At 72.5% G+C, this 17,183-nt stretch carries 13 protein-coding genes; 7 read left to right on the forward strand and 6 right to left on the reverse strand.

The window, feature by feature from the left end; all coding sequences use genetic code 11:
* The first annotated feature begins 44 nt into the window (after positions 1-44).
* From NI25_RS14085 to NI25_RS14100, 4 genes are all read left to right on the forward strand, one after another.
* A complete protein-coding gene (locus tag NI25_RS14085; protein ID WP_061442789.1) occupies positions 45-1,346 on the forward strand; it encodes an alanine racemase in 1,302 nt (433 codons plus the stop codon).
* Positions 1,347-1,383: 37 nt separating this feature from the next.
* Entirely contained in the window at positions 1,384-2,994 is a 1,611-nt protein-coding gene (locus tag NI25_RS14090) for an N-acyl-D-amino-acid deacylase family protein (RefSeq protein WP_061442790.1), read from the forward strand.
* Positions 2,995-3,088: 94 nt separating this feature from the next.
* Entirely contained in the window at positions 3,089-4,300 is a 1,212-nt protein-coding gene (locus NI25_RS14095; RefSeq protein ID WP_061442791.1) for a pyridoxal phosphate-dependent aminotransferase, read from the forward strand.
* Between the two features lie 89 nt (positions 4,301-4,389).
* Positions 4,390-4,812, forward strand: a complete 423-nt coding sequence (locus NI25_RS14100; RefSeq protein ID WP_061442792.1) for a hypothetical protein — start codon at positions 4,390-4,392, stop codon at positions 4,810-4,812.
* A 478-nt stretch (positions 4,813-5,290) separates the two neighbouring features.
* Here the strand turns inward: NI25_RS14100 and NI25_RS14105 are convergent, their stop codons facing one another.
* Positions 5,291-7,111, reverse strand: coding sequence for a phosphoenolpyruvate carboxykinase (GTP) (locus tag NI25_RS14105; RefSeq protein WP_061442793.1), 1,821 nt, complete (start codon positions 7,109-7,111; stop codon positions 5,291-5,293).
* Between the two features lie 287 nt (positions 7,112-7,398).
* Here NI25_RS14105 and trhA point away from each other — a divergent pair, with 287 nt between their 5' ends.
* Genes trhA through NI25_RS14120 form a run of 3 tightly spaced genes read left to right on the forward strand, consistent with a single transcriptional unit; the run spans position 7,399 to position 9,293 of the window.
* Positions 7,399-8,103, forward strand: coding sequence for a PAQR family membrane homeostasis protein TrhA (gene trhA, locus NI25_RS14110; protein WP_061442794.1), 705 nt, complete (start codon positions 7,399-7,401; stop codon positions 8,101-8,103).
* 58 nt (positions 8,104-8,161) lie between these two features.
* Positions 8,162-8,893 carry a Mut7-C RNAse domain-containing protein gene (locus NI25_RS14115; RefSeq protein ID WP_061442795.1) on the forward strand — a complete coding sequence of 244 codons (732 nt, stop codon included), beginning with the start codon at positions 8,162-8,164 and terminating at the stop codon, positions 8,891-8,893.
* A 49-nt stretch (positions 8,894-8,942) separates the two neighbouring features.
* Positions 8,943-9,293: a hypothetical protein gene (locus NI25_RS14120; RefSeq protein WP_148315125.1), complete on the forward strand. Its 351-nt coding sequence runs from the start codon at positions 8,943-8,945 to the stop codon at positions 9,291-9,293.
* 17 nt (positions 9,294-9,310) lie between these two features.
* On the opposite strand, the gene NI25_RS14125 is transcribed toward NI25_RS14120, so the two are convergent.
* The 5 genes from NI25_RS14125 to NI25_RS14145 all read right to left on the reverse strand — a co-directional run bounded on the left by NI25_RS14125 (position 9,311) and on the right by NI25_RS14145 (position 16,855).
* Complete coding sequence (locus NI25_RS14125; protein WP_061442797.1) at positions 9,311-11,341, reverse strand: thioredoxin domain-containing protein; 2,031 nt, start codon at positions 11,339-11,341, stop codon at positions 9,311-9,313.
* Positions 11,342-11,447: 106 nt separating this feature from the next.
* Positions 11,448-11,951 carry a nucleoside deaminase gene (locus tag NI25_RS14130; protein ID WP_061442798.1) on the reverse strand — a complete coding sequence of 168 codons (504 nt, stop codon included), beginning with the start codon at positions 11,949-11,951 and terminating at the stop codon, positions 11,448-11,450.
* Between the two features lie 194 nt (positions 11,952-12,145).
* Positions 12,146-12,955 (reverse strand): xanthine dehydrogenase accessory protein XdhC, encoded by an 810-nt coding sequence (gene xdhC, locus NI25_RS14135; RefSeq protein ID WP_107071729.1) that lies wholly within the window; start codon positions 12,953-12,955, stop codon positions 12,146-12,148.
* A 1-nt stretch (position 12,956) separates the two neighbouring features.
* Positions 12,957-15,374, reverse strand: coding sequence for a xanthine dehydrogenase molybdopterin binding subunit (xdhB, locus tag NI25_RS14140; protein WP_061442800.1), 2,418 nt, complete (start codon positions 15,372-15,374; stop codon positions 12,957-12,959).
* The gene (locus NI25_RS14145; protein ID WP_061442801.1) at positions 15,371-16,855 is read right to left on the reverse strand and encodes a xanthine dehydrogenase small subunit; all 1,485 of its coding nucleotides are present in this window, start codon (positions 16,853-16,855) and stop codon (positions 15,371-15,373) included. The genes xdhB and NI25_RS14145 overlap by 4 nt, the downstream gene beginning before the upstream one ends.
* Between the last annotated feature and the right edge of the window lie 328 nt (positions 16,856-17,183).

Consider the following 17,183-nt stretch of genomic DNA (forward strand, 5'->3'; position numbering starts at 1 on the left):
ACGACTGTTGCAAGCTTTGCAACAGATCAGATCAGGGAGGCTCCATGGCCCTCGACAACGGCCCCGTCCATGGCCGCGAAGCCCTCGCCGAGCTGGCCGGGGAACGCGTCGACCACCGCTTCAAGGGCCTCCCGCCGGACGCGTACGGCCTGACCCTGGCCGAACTGGCCGGACAGCGCCGCAACCTCTTCACCGACGGCTTCGCCACCCCCGTGCTCGCACTGTCCGCCGAGCGCCTGGAGCACAACCTGAAGCTGATGGAGACGTACGCCGCCCGGCACGGCCTCGCGTTCGCGCCGCACGGCAAGACCTCCATGGCCCCGCAGCTCTTCCACCGCCAGATCGAGCACGGCGCCTGGGGCATCACCCTCGCGGTGCCGCACCAGGTGTGGGTGGCGCGGGCCTTCGGCATCGGGCGGATCTTCCTGGCCAACGAACTGGTCGACGCCGCCGCCCTGCGCCGCCTCGCGGCCGAACTGGACGCCGATCCGGAGTTCCGCTTCGTCTGCTACGTCGACTCCGTGCGCGGCGTCGAGCTGATGGACGCGGCCCTGACCGCGGCGGGGGCCGCCCGCCCGGTGGACGTCGTGGTCGAGCTGGGCGCCGGTGAGGGCGCGCGGACCGGGGCGCGTACCGAGGCGGACTGCGCGGCGGTCGCCGACGCGGTGGCCGGGACGCGGACGCTGCGGCTGGCGGGCGTCGCCGGGTACGAGGGCGAGGTGCCGGACGCCGACCCGGAGCGCGTGCACGCGTGGCTGCGGCGGCTGGTCGCGCTGGCGGCCGACTTCGACGAGGCGGGCCGGTTCGAGGGCCTGGAGGAGATCCTGCTGAGCGCGGGCGGCAGCGCGTGGTTCGACGCGGTGGCCGACGTGTTCGCCGAGGTGCCCGGCCTCTCCCGGCCCGTGCTCAAGCTGCTGCGCTCCGGCGCGTACGTCTCCCACGACGACGGGCACTACCGGGAGGTGACCCCCTTCAACCGCGTCCCCGCCGAGGGCGCCCTGGAGCCCGCGTTCCGGCTGTGGACGCAGGTGGTCTCCCGCCCCTCCGCCGAGCAGGCCTTCGCCAACGCGGGCAAGCGGGACGCGGCGTACGACCTCGACCTGCCCTTCGCCCAGGTGGTCCGCCCGGCCGACGGCGGCCCCGAGCGCCCCGCGGCCGGCATCGCCGTGAGCGGCCTGTCCGACCAGCACGCCTGGCTGCGCACCGGCCCGGAGGCCGAGCTGGAGGTGGGCGACTGGGTGGGCCTGGGGCTGTCCCACCCCTGCACGTCCTTCGACAAGTGGCAGCTCATCCCGGTCGCCGAGGCGGACGGGACGGTCGTCGACTACGTCCGCACGTTCTTCTGAGACATCCGAGGTCCGAGGGAGAAGAGGGAGCAGAAGCATGGAAGAGCTGGTCATCCGGGACGCCGACGTCGTGGACGGCTCCGGCGCCGACTCCTACCGCGCCGACGTGGTCGTCGACCGCGGCCGGATCGTCTCGATCGTCAAGGAGGCGGCGGCCGCCGGGTGCCAGCGCCCCAAGGCACGCCGCGAGCTGGACGCCGAGGGTTTGGTCCTCTCCCCCGGCTTCGTCGACATGCACGCCCACAGCGACCTGGCGCTGCTGCGGGACCCCGACCACAGCGCCAAGGCCGCGCAGGGCGTCACCCTGGAGGTCATCGGCCAGGACGGGCTGTCGTACGCGCCGGTCGACGACCGCACCCTCGGCGAGGTGCGCCGGGCGATCGCCGGGTGGAACGGCCACGGGGACGACGTCGACTTCGACTGGCGGTCGGTCGGCGAGTACCTGGACCGGCTCGACCGCGGCATCGCCGTGAACGCCGCGTACCTGATCCCGCAGGGCACGGTGCGCGCCCTCGCCGTCGGCTGGGACGACCGGGAGGCGACGGAGGCGGAGCTGGAGCACATGCGGCGCCTGGTCGCCGAGGGCCTGGAGCAGGGCGCGGTCGGCATGTCGTCCGGGCTGACGTACACGCCCGGCATGTACGCCAAGGACGCCGAGCTGACCGAGCTGTGCCGGGTGGTCGCCCGGTACGGCGGCTACTACTGCCCGCACCACCGCTCGTACGGCGCCGGGGCCCTCAAGGCGTACGAGGAGATGGTGCAGCTGACCCGGGAGGCGGACTGCCCCCTCCACCTGGCCCACGCCACCATGAACTTCGGCGTGAACAAGGGCAAGGCGCCCGAGCTGCTGACCCTGCTCGACGAGGCGCTGGCCGACGGCGCCGACATCACGCTCGACACCTACCCCTACACCCCCGGCTGCACCACCCTCGTGGCGCTGCTGCCGAGCTGGGCGAGCGAGGGCGGACCGGAGCGGATCCTGGAGCGGCTGGCGGACGACGACACCGCCGAGCGGATCCGGCACCACATGGAGGAGATCGGCTCCGACGGCTCCCACGGGGTGCCCATGGAGTGGGAGACGATCGAGATCTCCGGAACGGGCGACCCGGCGCTCGCGGAGTACGTCGGCCGGACGGTCCTGGAGTCGGCGCGGCTGCGCGGCGAAAGCCCGTGGCAGGTCGCCCGGCACCTGCTGCTCGCGGACCGGCTGGCGCCGACCATCCTCCAGCACGTCGGCCACGAGGAGAACGTCCGCGCGATCATGCGGCACCGGGTCCACACCGGCGGCTCGGACGGCATCCTCCAGGGCGCCAAGCCGCACCCGCGCGCCTACGGCACCTTCCCGCACTACCTGGGCCACTACGTCCGCGAGCTGGGCGTGCTCTCGCTGGAGGAGTGCGTCGCCCACCTCACCTCGCGCCCGGCGGCCCGGCTGCGGCTGCCGGACCGGGGGCTGGTGCGCGAGGGGTACCGGGCCGACCTGGTGCTCTTCGACCCGGCGACGGTCGCGGCGGGCAGCACCTTCGAGGAGCCGCGGGTGCTGCCGACGGGCATCCCGTACGTGCTGGTCGACGGGCGGTTCGTGATGGAGGACGGGCGGCGCACGGACGTACTGGCGGGCCGGTCGGTGCGGCGGAGCCCCCGGTGAGTGACGGGTGAGCGACGAAATCCGCCCATACCGCACGTCTCAAGTGGCGGATAACACGACCCATGGACCGTAACCGGGTCGTAAGCTCACGGGCATGCAGGTGATCCAGTCGACCAAACTCGCCAACGTCTGTTACGAGATCCGGGGCCCGGTGCTCGAGGAGGCGATGCGGCTGGAAGCGGCCGGGCACCGCATCCTGAAACTGAACACCGGCAACCCGGCCGCCTTCGGCTTCGAGTGCCCTCCGGAGATCCTGGAGGACATCCTCCGCAACGTCTCCACGGCACACGGCTACGGCGACGCGAAGGGCCTGCTGGCGGCGCGCCGGGCGGTCGTCATGCACAACCAGACCCTCGGCATCGAGACGGACGTCGAGCACGTCTTCATCGGCAACGGCGTCTCCGAGCTGATCGTGATGGCGATGCAGGGTCTGCTCGACGACGGCGACGAGGTGCTCGTCCCGGCCCCGGACTACCCGCTGTGGACGGCCGCCGTCTCGCTCTCCGGCGGCACGGCGGTGCACTACCGCTGCGACGAGCAGTCCGACTGGATGCCCGACCTCGCGGACGTCGAGCGGAAGATCACCGACCGCACCAAGGCACTGGTGATCATCAACCCGAACAACCCGACGGGCGCGGTCTACGACGACGCGATGCTGCGCGGGCTGACGGACATCGCCCGCCGTCACAACCTGCTGGTCTGCTCCGACGAGATCTACGACAAGATCCTCTACGACGACGCCACGCACACCCCGACCGCCGCGATCGCCCCCGACCTGCTGACCCTCACCTTCAACGGCATGTCGAAGGCGTACCGGGTGGCCGGCTACCGGGTCGGCTGGATGTCGATCTCGGGACCGCGCGCGCACGCCGAGTCCTACATCGAGGGCCTGACGATCCTGGCGAACATGCGCCTGTGCGCCAACATGCCGGGCCAGCACGGCGTGGTCGCGGCACTCAGCGGGCGGCAGACCATCAACGAGCTGGTGCTGCCCGGCGGGCGGCTTCGCGAGCAGCGGGACGCCGCCCACGAGGCGCTGACCAGCATCCCGGGCGTGACCTGCGTGAAGCCGAAGGGCGCGCTGTACCTCTTCCCGCGGCTCGATCCCAAGGTCTTCAAGATCAAGGACGACCGGCGGATGGTCCTGGACCTGCTGCGCCAGGAGAAGATCATGGTCGTCCAGGGCACCGGCTTCAACTGGCCCGAGCCCGACCACTTCCGGGTGGTGACCCTGCCGACGGCCGCGGACCTGCGCGAGGCGGTGGGCCGTATCGGGAACTTCCTGGACGGGTACGGCCAGCCCTGAGCCCGGTCCGGGGCGGCACCCCGAACGGCGTCAACTTTAGATTGGATCTAATGTAGGATGGCTTCCTGAAGCACTCAGGAGGCCATCCCATGTACGAGCCGATCCGCAACAAGTCGGTCCACAGCACGATGGCCGGCGACACCACGGACTTCCCCCACCGCTCCCGGGGCGAGGAGCTGGACATCCAGCTCGCGGGCCATCTCGCGGCACTGCTCGCCGTCACGGACGAACTGCGCGCGCTGGAGCCCGACCCCGGCCTGGACACCGCCGCCGACCGGCTCGCCGGGCAGGTGGCCCGGCTGCGGGGAGGCCAGGCGCCGGTCCGGCTGCAGGTGGCCGCCGCGGACCCGCGGCCGTGCCCGGCCGCGCTGCACCGGCGGGCGCACACGCTGGCGGCCCGCGCCCTGGTGGTCGCGGCCTCCCGCGCCGACACGGCGGTCGCGATCCTGACCGCCGAGCGCATGGACGCGCACTCCGCGGCCCTGGAGCCGCGCGAACTCGCGTCCCGCTGAGCCCTCCGGGCTCCTTCGACGGCCCCGGCCCGCGCGCACCCGCAGCGACGCGCGGGCCGGGCGCCACTCACCGCGTGGGGCCGGCCAACGGCACGCGTCGGCGCCGTGGGACCTCGCGTCGTACGACGACTGACCCGATCCGTCGGCATCGGGGGCTACGCCCGCCGTCTGGTCTCTCGGCAACGAGTTCTGTCTGCCGGCCCGCCCGAGGCACCGCCCCCCGGTGGCCTTCCTTCCGGTGAACGGGCACCGACGCTCAGCCGCACCGGCCGTGCGGCGGGGCACGTCGCCGGACATGCCGAAGGGCCGGGTCCTCCGCACGCCGTTGTGCGGCGACCCGGCCCGAGCGGGACCTTCCCGCGCCCCGGGCACTGCTGAGCTACTGGAGCGCGGGGAGACCCCCTCGTGGCCGGCCTTCGTGACGACTTCGCGGGTCAGGGCTAGTCGGACCGGCCACGGAGCTTGGTGGTGCGGACGGTCAGCCCAGGCGCTGCACCAGTGCCCGGTACTGGTCCCACAGCTCGGTGGGCGTGTGGTCGCCGAAGGTGTTCAGGTGCTCGGGGACCAGGGCGGCCTCCTCGCGCCAGACCTCCTTGTCGACGCTGAGCAGGAACTCCAGGTCGGCGTCGGCGAGGTCGAGGCCGTCGGTGTCGAGGGACTCCTTGGTCGGCAGGATGCCGATGGGGGTCTCGACGCCGTCGGCCTTGCCCTCCAGGCGTTCCACGATCCACTTCAGGACGCGGCCGTTCTCGCCGAAGCCGGGCCACACGAACCGGCCGTCGTCGTCCTTGCGGAACCAGTTGACGTAGTAGATCTTCGGCAGCTTGGACTGGTCCTTGTCCTTGGCCACGTCGACCCAGTGCCCCATGTAGTCGCCCATGTTGTAGCCGCAGAACGGCAGCATGGCGAAGGGGTCGCGGCGCAGCTCGCCGACCTTGCCCTCGGCGGCGGCGGTCTTCTCGGAGGCCACGTTGGCGCCGAGGAAGACGCCGTGGTTCCAGTCGAAGGACTCGGTGACCAGCGGGACGGCGGTGGCGCGGCGCCCGCCGAAGAGGATCGCCGAGATCGGCACGCCCTTGGGGTCCTCCCACTCCGGCGCGATGATCGGGCACTGCGCGGCGGGCGTGGTGAAGCGGGCGTTGGGGTGCGCGGCGGGCGTACCGGACTCGGGCGTCCAGTCGTTGCCCTTCCAGTCGGTCAGGTGGGCCGGGGTCTCCTCGGTCATGCCCTCCCACCACACGTCGCCGTCGTCGGTCAGGGCGACGTTGGTGAAGACCGAGTTGCCCCACAGGGTCTTCATCGCGTTGGCGTTGGTGTGCTCACCGGTGCCGGGCGCGACGCCGAAGAAGCCGGCCTCGGGGTTGATGGCGTACAGGCGGCCGTCCTCGCCGAAGCGCATCCAGGCGATGTCGTCGCCGATGGTCTCCACGGTCCAGCCGGAGATCGTGGGCTCCAGCATGGCGAGGTTGGTCTTGCCGCAGGCCGACGGGAAGGCGGCGGCGACGTACTTGGGCTCGCCGGTGGGCGGCGTCAGCTTCAGCACCAGCATGTGCTCGGCGAGCCAGCCCTCGTCGCGGGCCATGACGGAGGCGATGCGCAGGGCGTAGCACTTCTTGCCGAGCAGGGCGTTGCCGCCGTACCCGGAGCCGTAGGACCAGATCTCGCGGTCCTCGGGGAAGTGCGAGATGTACTTGGTGCTGTTGCACGGCCAGGGGACGTCCGCCTCGCCCTCGGCGAGCGGGGCGCCGACGGAGTGCACGGCCTTGACGAAGAAGCCGTCGTCGCCCAGCTCGTCCAGGACCGGCTGTCCCATGCGGGTCATCGTGCGCATCGAGGCGGCGACGTACGCGGAGTCGGTGATCTCGACGCCGAGCGCGGAGAGCGGGGAGCCGAGGGGGCCCATGCAGAAGGGCACGACGTACATGGTCCGGCCGCGCATCGCGCCCCGGAAGAGACCCTGTTCACCGGTGAAGATCTCCCGCATCTCGGCGGGGTCCTTCCAGTGGTTGGTCGGGCCGGCGTCCTCCTCCTCGGCGGAGCAGATGAAGGTCCGGTCCTCGACGCGCGCGACGTCGGAGGGGTCGGAGGCCGCGTAGTAGGAGTTGGGGCGCTTGATCGGGTCGAGTTTGCGGAAGGTGCCCTTCTCGACGAGCTCCCCGCACAGGCGCTCGTACTCGGCCTCGGATCCGTCGCACCAGACCACGGAGTCCGGCTGGGTCAGTTCGGCGATCTCGTTGACCCACGAGATCAGTTCCTGGTGGTGGGTGGGGACGGGGGGAGCCGCGATGTCGCGCGCCACGATTGCTCCTAAATGAGGGGTTTTTTGTTGGGAGGCCCCGTGGGGGCTGCGACCCGGATGCGTGACGTTGACCTCGTGGGCGCTCATCCGGTGTCGACCGCACTCATTTGATCATCCGACGCGAGCGCCCATCTGTCCAGAGGGCGTCACACCTGAGCGGCGTGAGGATCGCCACGTGCCCGGACCGGGAGTGCACCGCCGGGTTCCCCGTGAGACGATGGCCACTCGCCGCGCGGCAGCCGTCCGTACTGATGCGTAACTTACGGAACCGTAGGTACGATGCGCCCATGACTGCGTCCGTCCCCGACGCGCCCCAGGACGCCCCGGCCGGCGGCCGCGGCCCTGTCGCGCTCTCCCTCCCGCACCCGGTCAAGCCGAAGCTGCGCGGCTGGCTGCACCTCGGCATGTTCCCGGCGGTCCTGATCGCCGGTCTGGTGCTCACCGCCCTCGCCGAGTCGGCCGAGGCCCGCATAGCCTGCGGCGTCTACGTACTGACGGCCTGCCTCCTGTTCGGCGTCAGCGCCCTCTACCACCGGGGGAACTGGAGCCCGCGCATGGACGGCGTCCTGCGCCGTCTCGACCACGCCAACATCTTCCTGATCATCGCGGGCACCTACACCCCGCTCACGATGCTGCTGCTGCCCGGCGCCAAGGGCGAGTGGCTGCTGTGGGGCATCTGGGCGGCCGCCGCGGCCGGCATCGTCTTCCGCGTCTTCTGGGTGGGCGCCCCGCGCTGGCTCTACACCCCCTGCTACCTCGCCATGGGCTGGGCGGCCGTCTTCTACCTGCCCGAGTTCATGCGGGCCGGCGGCATCGCCGTCCTGGTCCTGGTGATCGTCGGCGGTGTGCTCTACAGCGCGGGCGGCGTGATCTACGGCCTCAAGCGTCCCAACCCGTCACCGCGCTGGTTCGGCTTCCACGAGGTCTTCCACTCCTTCACCCTGGCCGCCTTCATCGCGCACTACGTGGGGATCTCGCTGGTCGCCTACTAGCGGTCCGGCGGCACGAAAACGCCGGGGCCGGAGGCGGCCCCCGTGGCATCCTGACCTGGTGAACGGTCCCGAGATCCACGTCGAGTTCGCCCCCGAGCTGCACCTGTTCGTCCCGCGTGCCCGCACCGCCGGCGCCGTCCGCGCGACCACCGACGGGGTCTCCACCCTCGGCCACCTCGTCGAGTCCCTCGGCGTCCCGCTCACCGAGGTCGGCACCCTGCTCGTCGACGGCCGTGAGGTGCCGCCCGGGCACATCCCGGCGGGCGGCGAGTCGGTGCGCGTACGGCCCGTGCGGTACCCCCAGCACGTCCCCGGCGCTCCCCTGCGGTTCCTGCTCGACGTGCACCTGGGCACGCTGGCCCGGCGGCTGCGGCTGCTCGGCGTGGACACGGCGTACGAGTCGACGGACCTCGGCGACCCGGCGCTCGCCGCGCTGTCGGCGGCCGAGAAGCGGGTCATGCTCAGCCGCGACCGGGGCCTGCTGCGCCGCCGCGAGCTGTGGTCCGGCGCCTACGTCTACAGCACCCGCCCCGACGAACAGCTCCAGGAGGTCCTGGACCGCTTCCGGCCCGGCCTGCGCCCGTGGACGCGGTGCACCGCCTGCAACGGACTGCTCCGGCCGGCCGCCAAGGAAGAGGTGGCACAGCAGCTCAAGGGCGGGACGCAGCGGTCCTACGACGTCTTCGCCCAGTGCACGACGTGCGGACGGGCCTACTGGCGGGGCGCGCACCACGAGCAGCTGGAGGCGATCGTGGAGCGCGCCGTGAGCAGAAGTACTCAGGGCGGTTGAGCGGTTCCGCCGATCACCGGAGGCCGGCCGGCGCGGTGGAATGGACGGCATGACCGCCTCGTCCCGCCTCCCGGCCGCGCAGCTCACTCACGCGCAGCTGTCCGCCCGCGCCTTGACCATCGGCTCCGTGACCGGGCTCGTCCTGCTGCTGCCGACCGTCGTCCTCGCCTGGATCGCCGTGCTCGCCTCCGAGCGCGGCAGCCGCTGCCTGACGTACGGCGAGCAGTGCTCGCACGTTCCCGGCGACGCCCTGTGGGCCTGCTTCTGGGCCTCGGCCGCCCTGGGCGTGCTGGCGCTCGCCTGGCCCCGCACCCGGTGGGCCCCCGCCAGGTGCGCGGCCGTCCTCCTGCAGTGGGGCGCGCAGCTGACGCTGGGCGCGCTGATCCTCGCCGGAGCCTGACGTGCTCGCCGGCCGCCTCAGCCGCCCAGCGCGGCGCGCAGCCGCTCCGGGTCGGTGGTCGGCGCGTCGCAGGTGAAGTTCCGGCAGACGTACGCGGCCGCCGCCCCGCCCACCAGGGGCCGGTCGGCGAGCAGCGGGAACTCGTCGCCGCCCTCCGTGCCGAAGGCGACGACCGCCCCGGGCGCCGTCCCCAGCAGCGCCGTGCGGTGCAGGCCGCGTGCGGCGGGGTCGGCGGGCGTCGGTCCGACGACGGCGACCTCCCGGGGGCCGTCGATCAGCGCCTCGGCGGCGGCCAGGCCCCAGCCGATGAAGCGCGGGACGCGTGGGCCGAGCGCCTTCACCACGCCGAGGGCGTGCTCGGCGGCGGTGCGGTGGGGCTCGGAGCCGGTGTGCGCGGCGTACGTCAGCAGGGCGCCCGCGGCGGCGCTCCAGCCGGACGGCGTGGCGTTGTCGGTGGGGTCCTGCGGGCGGCGGATCAGCTGCTCGGCGTCGGCGGCGGTGTCGTAGAGGGAGCCGGACTCGTCCCGGAAGCGGGTCAGGACGTGGTCGAGCAGGAAGCCGGCGAAGTCCAGCCAGACGCCCTCCCCGGTGACCGACGCCAGCGCGAGGAAGCCCTCGGCCACGTCGGCGTAGTCCTCCAGCACTCCGGCGTTGGCACCCGGCCTGCCGTCCTTGCTGGTGCGGGTGAGCCGGACCTGCTCGTCGAGGTGCAGCCGCACCAGCAGGTCGGCGGCGGCGACGGCGGCCTCGACCAGGTCCGGGCGCTCGAAGTAGGCGCCGGTCTCGGCGAGCGCGGCGATCGCGAGGCCGTTCCAGGCGGCGACCACCTTGTCGTCCCGGCCGGGGGCGGGACGCCCGTCGCGCGCGGCCAGCAGCCGTTCCCGGACCGACGCGATCCGCGCGGCGTCGAAGACGCCCTCCTGCTGCGGCAGTTGCAGTACGGAGGCACCGTGCTCGAAGGTGCCCTCCCGGGTCACGCCGAAGTACTGGGCGGCCAGCTCCGCGTCCTCGGCGCCGAGGACCTCGGTGAGCTGCGCGGGCGTCCACACGTAGTACGCGCCCTCGACGTGCCGGCCCGTGCCGTCGTCGCTGTCGGCGTCCAGCGCGGAGGCGAATCCGCCCTCGGCGGTGCGCAGTTCCCGGACCATGAAGTCGGCGGTCTCCAGGGCGACCCGGCGGGCAAGGTCCGATCCGGTGGCCCGCCACAGGTGGGCGTAGACCCGGCACAGCAGCGCGTTGTCGTACAGCATCTTCTCGAAGTGGGGTACGACCCACTCGCGGTCCACGGAGTAGCGGGCGAATCCGCCGCCCAGCTGGTCGTAGATGCCGCCGCGGGCCATCCGCTCGCAGGTGTCGGCCGCCATCTGGAGGGCGCCCTCGGCACCGGTGCGGGCGTGGTGGCGCAGCAGGAACTCGATCGCCATGGACGGCGGGAACTTCGGCGCCCCGCCGAACCCGCCGCGCTCGGCGTCGTACTCCCGGGTGAGGCCGAGCAGCGCCTGCCCGAGCTGCTCCTCGCCGGGTGCCTCGGCGTCGCCGTAGGAGATCTCCCGCCCGGCGAGGTCCCGCACGATCTTCCCGGCGACCTCGCTCACCTCGCCGCGCCGCTCCGCCCAGGCCTGCTGGACGCCCTGGAGCACCTGGCGGAAGGAGGGCATGCCGTGACGGGGCTCGGGCGGGAAGTAGGTGCCGAAGTAGAAGGGCTCGGCGTCCGGGGTGAGGAAGACGGTCATGGGCCAGCCGCCCTGGCCGGTGGCCGCCTGCACGGCCTCCATGTAGACGGCGTCGACGTCGGGGCGCTCCTCGCGGTCCACCTTGACGCTCACGAAGTGCGAGTTGAGGTACTCGGCGGTGGGCCCGTCCTCGAACGACTCGTGGGCCATGACGTGGCACCAGTGGCAGGCGCTGTAGCCGACGCTCAGCAGCACGGGGACGTCGCGCCGCCGGGCCTCCTCGAACGCCTCGGCTTCCCACGGCCACCAGTCGACCGGGTTCTCCGCGTGCTGGAGGAGGTAGGGGGACGTCGCCTGCGCAAGTCGGTTCGGCATGCCTCCATCCTCGCGCACGCGCCGCCGCCCCGGACGAACGCCACGGTGGGAGTGGCGCACGGACGGGGCGGCGGGAGCCCCGGGAGAGGCTCTTCGCGGGGCCGGTTCAGTAGTCGACGCGGTCGGTCTTGGCGATCCAGGCGTCGAACGGCTGGGTGCGGTGGGGCAGGTCGAGGTGTTCCACGGTCATGGGCCAGTTCGCCTGCGGCCGCTTCTCGAACAGGTCGTAGAACTTGCGGTCGTCGAAGCCGGCCACGGCGGCGTCGTGACGGTCGGCGGAGAAGACGAGGCGGTCGACGCGGGCCCACAGGGCCGAGGAGAGGCACATCGGGCAGGGCTCGCAGGACGTGACGAGGGTGCAGCCCTGCAGGCTGAAGGTGCCAAGCGTCTTGCAGGCGGCACGGATGGCGCTGACCTCGGCGTGGGCGGTGGGGTCGAGGCCGGCGGTGACCTGGTTGTTGCCGAGGGCGATGATCTCGTCGCCCCTGGCGATGAGGGCGCCGAAGGGGCCGCCGCCGTTGTGGACGCTGGTGGTGGCCAGGTCGATGGCCTTCTCCATCCAGGCGCGCTCGAACTCGCGGATGCCGGTCTCGAGGGTGTCGGTGGTCATGCGTGCTCCTTCTTGGGCATGCGGCGTGCGGGAGTACGGCGTGCGGGCCGGGCGCTTCACGGGGGAGGAGGCGTAGGAGCAGTACACCGCTCGGCGGCGAGGCCCGGCCAGGGGCCGAAAACATGAACTACGGACGGGCTGCGACCGGCGGCTCGTAGGTTCCTACAAGGCCCGGCGGCCGGACCCGAGGGGAGTCACTCCCCGTCGGCCTCGAAGGTGCGCAGCAGGTCGGCCGCGACGCTCACGGCTATGGTCGCGGGCTCCTTGCCGGTGATGTCGGCCAGCCCGATCGGCGTCTTGATCCGGTCGATGACGGCGTCGTCGTGGCCGCCCTCGGTGGCGAGCCGCTTGCGGAACCGCGCCCACTTGGCCGCCGAGCCGATCAGGCCGATGGACCCGAGGTGGTCCGTGCGCAGGGCCGCGTCGCACAGGGCGGCGTCCTCGGCGTGGTCGTGGGTCATGATCAGGACGTGGGTGCCGCGCGGCAGCCGCGCCAGCACTTCCTCGGGCAGCAGCGGCGTGTGGTGCGTGTGCACCTGCGCCACCGCGTCCGCCAGCACGCCGAGGCGCTCCTCGGTGAGCATGTCGGAGCGGTTGTCGACCAGGTGGAGGTCGAGGTCCTGGCGGGCCAGGATGCGCGCCAGCTCGAGACCGACGTGGCCGACGCCGAAGATCGCCACCGCCCGGACCACCGGCAGCGGTTCGAGCAGTACCGAGACGGCGCCGCCGCAGCACTGCACGCCGTGCTGGTTGGTCACCTTGTCGTTCAGGGCGAAGTCGAGCAGCTCCGGTTCGGCCCTGGACGTGGTGATCATCTCCCGGGCCCGGTCGATCGCCACGGCCTCGACGTTGCCGCCGCCGATCGAGCCCCACGTCTCGGTGTGTCCCACGACGAGCTTGGCCCCGGCGTCGCGCGGGGCGTGGCCGCGCACGGTCGCGACGGTCACGAGCACGCCGGACTCCCGGCGTGCCCGCAACCGCGCGACCGCGGCGATCCACGTCATGTCAGGCACCGCTCAGCGCTTCCGCGCCGGTGCGGGCCGCGCCGCCGACGGCCGCTTCGTCGCGGGCGCCGCCGTTGTCGGCGGTGCCGGCCTGCCGGGCCGACTCGATCGCCCAGTACACCGCCTCCGGCGTGGCGGGCGAGGCCAGCTCGACGCAGGTCCCCTTCGGCCCGAACGCGGCGGCGGCCTGCCGCAGCGCCTCGCGCACCGAGAACGCCAGCATCAGCGGGGGCTCACCGACCGCCTTGGAGCCGAACACCGCACCCTCCTCGGTGGCGTTCTCCAGGAGGGTGACGTTGAACTCCTCGGGCATCTCCGAGAAGCTCGGCAGCTTGTACGTGCTCGCCGCCTGGGTGAGGAGCCGGCCCCGGTTCGGGCCGTCGCCGGTGTCCCAGCGCAGGTCCTCCAGCGTCAGCCAGCCCGCGCCCTGGACGAAGCCGCCCTCGATCTGACCGATGTCGATCAGCGGGGAGAGGCTGTCGCCGACGTCGTGCACGATGTCGACCCGCCGGATGCGGTAGGCGCCGGTGAAGCCGTCCACCTCCACCTCGGTCGCGGCGGCGCCGATGGCGAAGTACTTGAACGGCGACCCCTGGAACTTCGTGGCGTCCCAGTGCAGCCCCTCGGTCCGGTAGTAGCCGGCCGCGGAGAGCTGGACCCGCTGGAAGTACGCGGTGCGTACGAGGTCGTCCCAGGCCAGCTCCCGGTCGCTGCCCAGGGTGCGCGCGACGCCCTCGACGATGCGCACGTCCGAGGCGTTGGAGCCGAGCTGCGAGGCGGCCACCCGGAGGAGCCGTTCGCGCAGCTGCTCGCAGGCGTTCTTGACCGCCCCGCCGTTGAGGTCGGCGCCGGAACTGGCCGCGGTGGCGGAGGTGTTGGGCACCTTGTCGGTCCGGGTCGGGGCAAGGCGCACCTTGTGCAGCGGGATGCCCAGCGTGGTCGCGGCCACCTGCAGCATCTTGGTGTGCAGGCCCTGGCCCATCTCGGTGCCGCCGTGGTTGATCAGGACGGAGCCGTCCTTGTAGATCAGCACCAGCGCGCCGCCCTGGTTGAAGGCGGTGAGGTTGAACGAGATGCCGAACTTCACGCCGGTGATCGCGAGGGCCCGCTTGGTGTGCGGGTGCGCCGCGTTGAAGGCGGCGATCTCGCGCTCGCGGTCGGCGAAGCCGGCCCGGTCCAGGACCTGCTGCCAGGCGGCGGTGATCCGCTCGGGCTGCGTGACCGGCTGCCCGTACGGCGTCGTCTGGCCCTGGCCCGGGCGGTAGAAGTTGCGTTCCCGCAGCTCCCGGGGGTCGAGACCGAGGCGCGGCGCGCAGCGGCCCAGGATGTCCTCGATCACCAGCATGCCCTGCGGTCCGCCGAAGCCGCGGAAGGCGGTGTTGGAGACCGTGTTGGTCTTGGCGATGCGCCCGGCGACACGGGCGTTGGGGATCCAGTACGTGTTGTCGATGTGGCACAGCGCCCGGGCGAGGACCGGCTCGGACAGGTCCAGGCTCCAGCCGCCGTCGGCGACCAGGGTGGCGTCGAGGGCCTGGATGCGGCCCTCGGCGTCGAAGCCGATCTTCCAGGTGGCGTGGAAGCCGTGCCGCTTGCCGGACATGGTCAGGTCCTGGGTCCGGTTGAGCCGGAACCGGACGGGGCGGCCGGTCAGTTTGGCGCCGAGCGCGGCGACGGCCGCGAAGCCGTGCGGCTGCATCTCCTTGCCGCCGAAGCCGCCGCCCATCCGCAGGCACTGCACGGTCACCTCGTGGGCGGGCACCCCGAGCACGTGCGAGACGATCTCCTGGGTCTCGGACGGGTGCTGGGTGCTGCTCTGGATGAACACCTGCCCGTTCTCGTCGACCTGGGCGAGCGCCGCGTGCGTCTCCAGGTAGAAGTGCTCCTGCCCGGAGAACTGGAACTCGCCGGTGAACACGTGCGCGGAGTCGGCGAAGCCCGCGTCGACGTCGCCGTGCGTCATGACGGGACGGGCGCCGTGGTAGCTGTCGGCCGCGATGGCGTCCTGGAGCGTGATCACGGAGGGCAGTTCGTCGAGGTCCACCTCGACGGCCGCGGCGCCGATCCTGGCGGCCTCCAGCGTCTCGCCGAGCACCCAGGCGACCGCGTGGCCGTGGAACATGACCTCGTCGGGGAAGAGCGGCTCGTCGTGCTTCATGCCGGCGTCGTTGACGCCGGGCACGTCGGCGCCGGTCAGCACCCGTACGACACCCGGCACCGCGAGGGCGGCCTCGGTGCGGACGGCCGTGACCCGGCCGCGGGCCTTCATGACCTGGACCGGATAGGCGTGCAGCACGTCCTTGGTGCGCTGGACCAGGTCGTCGGTGTAGAGCGCGGTGCCCGTGACGTGCTGGACGGCGCTCTCGTGCGGCATGGAGACGCCGACGACGGGCTTCTCGGGACGCTCGGACAGGTGACTCATGACGGCACCGCCTCGGTGGTCTGGGCGTACAGCTTCAGCAGGCTCTGGCCGAGCATCGCGGCGCGGTAGCCGGCGCTGGCCCGGTGGTCGCTCATCGGCGTGCCCTCGCCCCGCAGCACCTCGGCCGCGGCCTCGGCGGTCTCGGCGGTCCAGGGCCGGCCCTCCAGGGCGGCCTCGGTGGCCAGGGCGCGGACCGGGGTGGCGGCCACGCCGCCCAGGCCGATGCGCGCCTTGCGGACGGTGCCGCCCTCGACGTCGAGCGCGAAGGCGACGGCGACGCTGGAGATGTCGTCGAAGCGCCGCTTGGCGATCTTGTGGAAGGCGGTGACCGGCGACAGGGGCAGCGGGAGGCGCACCGCGCGGATCAGCTCGCCGGGACGGCGCACGCTCTGCCGGTACCCGGTGAAGTACTCGGCCAGCGGTACCTCGCGCTCACCGTCGGCGTCGGCGAGCACCAGCGAGGCCTCCAGCGCGAGCAGCACCGGCGGGCTGTCGCCGATGGGCGAGCCGGTGCCCAGGTTGCCGCCGAGGGTGGCGCCGTTGCGGATGAGCCGGGACGCGAACTGCGGGAACAGCTGCGCCAGCAGCGGGACGGTGCCGTCGAGGCGGCGTTCGATCTCGGTGAGCGTGAGCGCCGCGCCGATCTCGACGTGGTCGGACTCGACGCGCAGTTCCCGCAGTTCGGGCAGCCGGTCGACGGCGACCACGCAGTCCGCGCGGCGGGAGCGGATGTTGACCTCGACGCCCCAGTCGGTGCTTCCGGCGACCACCATCGCGTCGGGCCGCTCGCGCAGCAGCCGCAGCGTCTCGGCCAGGGTGCCCTTGCGGACGAAGGCGCTGTCGTCCTGGCGGTACTCGGTGGGGACCGGCGCGGGCGGGGCCTCCTCGCGGCGCCGGGCCAGCGGGTCGTCGTCGGTGGGCGCGCCGACGGCGAAGGCGGCGTCGCGGATGGGCCGGTAGCCGGTGCAGCGGCACAGGTTGCCGCTGAGCGCGTGCAGGTCGAAGCCGTTCGGGCCGTGCTCGGCGTCGGTGCCGGCGGCGCCCTCGGCCGCGTCCGGACCCCGCTCCGCGTGCGCGCAGCGGTCGGGCCGGTAGTACTCGCCCGCCATGCTGCAGACGAAGCCCGGCGTGCAGTAGCCGCACTGGGAGCCGCCGCGGACCGCCATCTCCTCCTGCACCGGGTGCAGGACGGGCGGCGTGCCGGGCGCCTCGACGGTGGCGAGGCCCTCGGAGGTGACGACCTCCTGGCCGTCGAGCGCCGCCACCGGGACCAGGCAGGCGTTGATGGGCACCCAGTCGGTGGGCTTGTTCACCCCGGGGCGGGCCACCAGGATCGAGCAGGCGCCGCACTCGCCCTCGGCGCAGCCCTCCTTGGTGCCGGTCAGGCCGCGCTCACGCAGGAAGTCGAGGACCGTGGTGTGGGGCGCGGCCGGTGCGATCGGCGCTTCTTTTCCGTTGACGGTGATCCGTGCCGCTGTCATGACCGACCTTCATTTCGACTCGGGACACGTCGATTCATCATGTTCGCCAATTTCAGGCAGCTTTCTCTGTTCGGACGCGCCGCGCAAGAAAAGCGAGCGCACATCGGCACGCGACAGGGGCATGCCGTGAAGAGGTTCAGAAGAGGTGCACAGGTGCACAGGTGACAGGTGCGCGGGTGCAGCACTTGTGCGGGGGCAACCCGAGACGTGCCCCGTCAGGGCACAGGGGACGGCGTGTCAGCAGCCGTGCGCGACCCGGCCCGAAACCCACACGGTGCGGCGGGCGAGGCGACTCAGATCGGAGTTGGTGTTCATCCGCCGATCGCCT

This window comes from Streptomyces sp. CCM_MD2014 (genome assembly GCF_000772045.1).
GTDB lineage: Bacteria > Actinomycetota > Actinomycetes > Streptomycetales > Streptomycetaceae > Streptomyces > Streptomyces salinarius.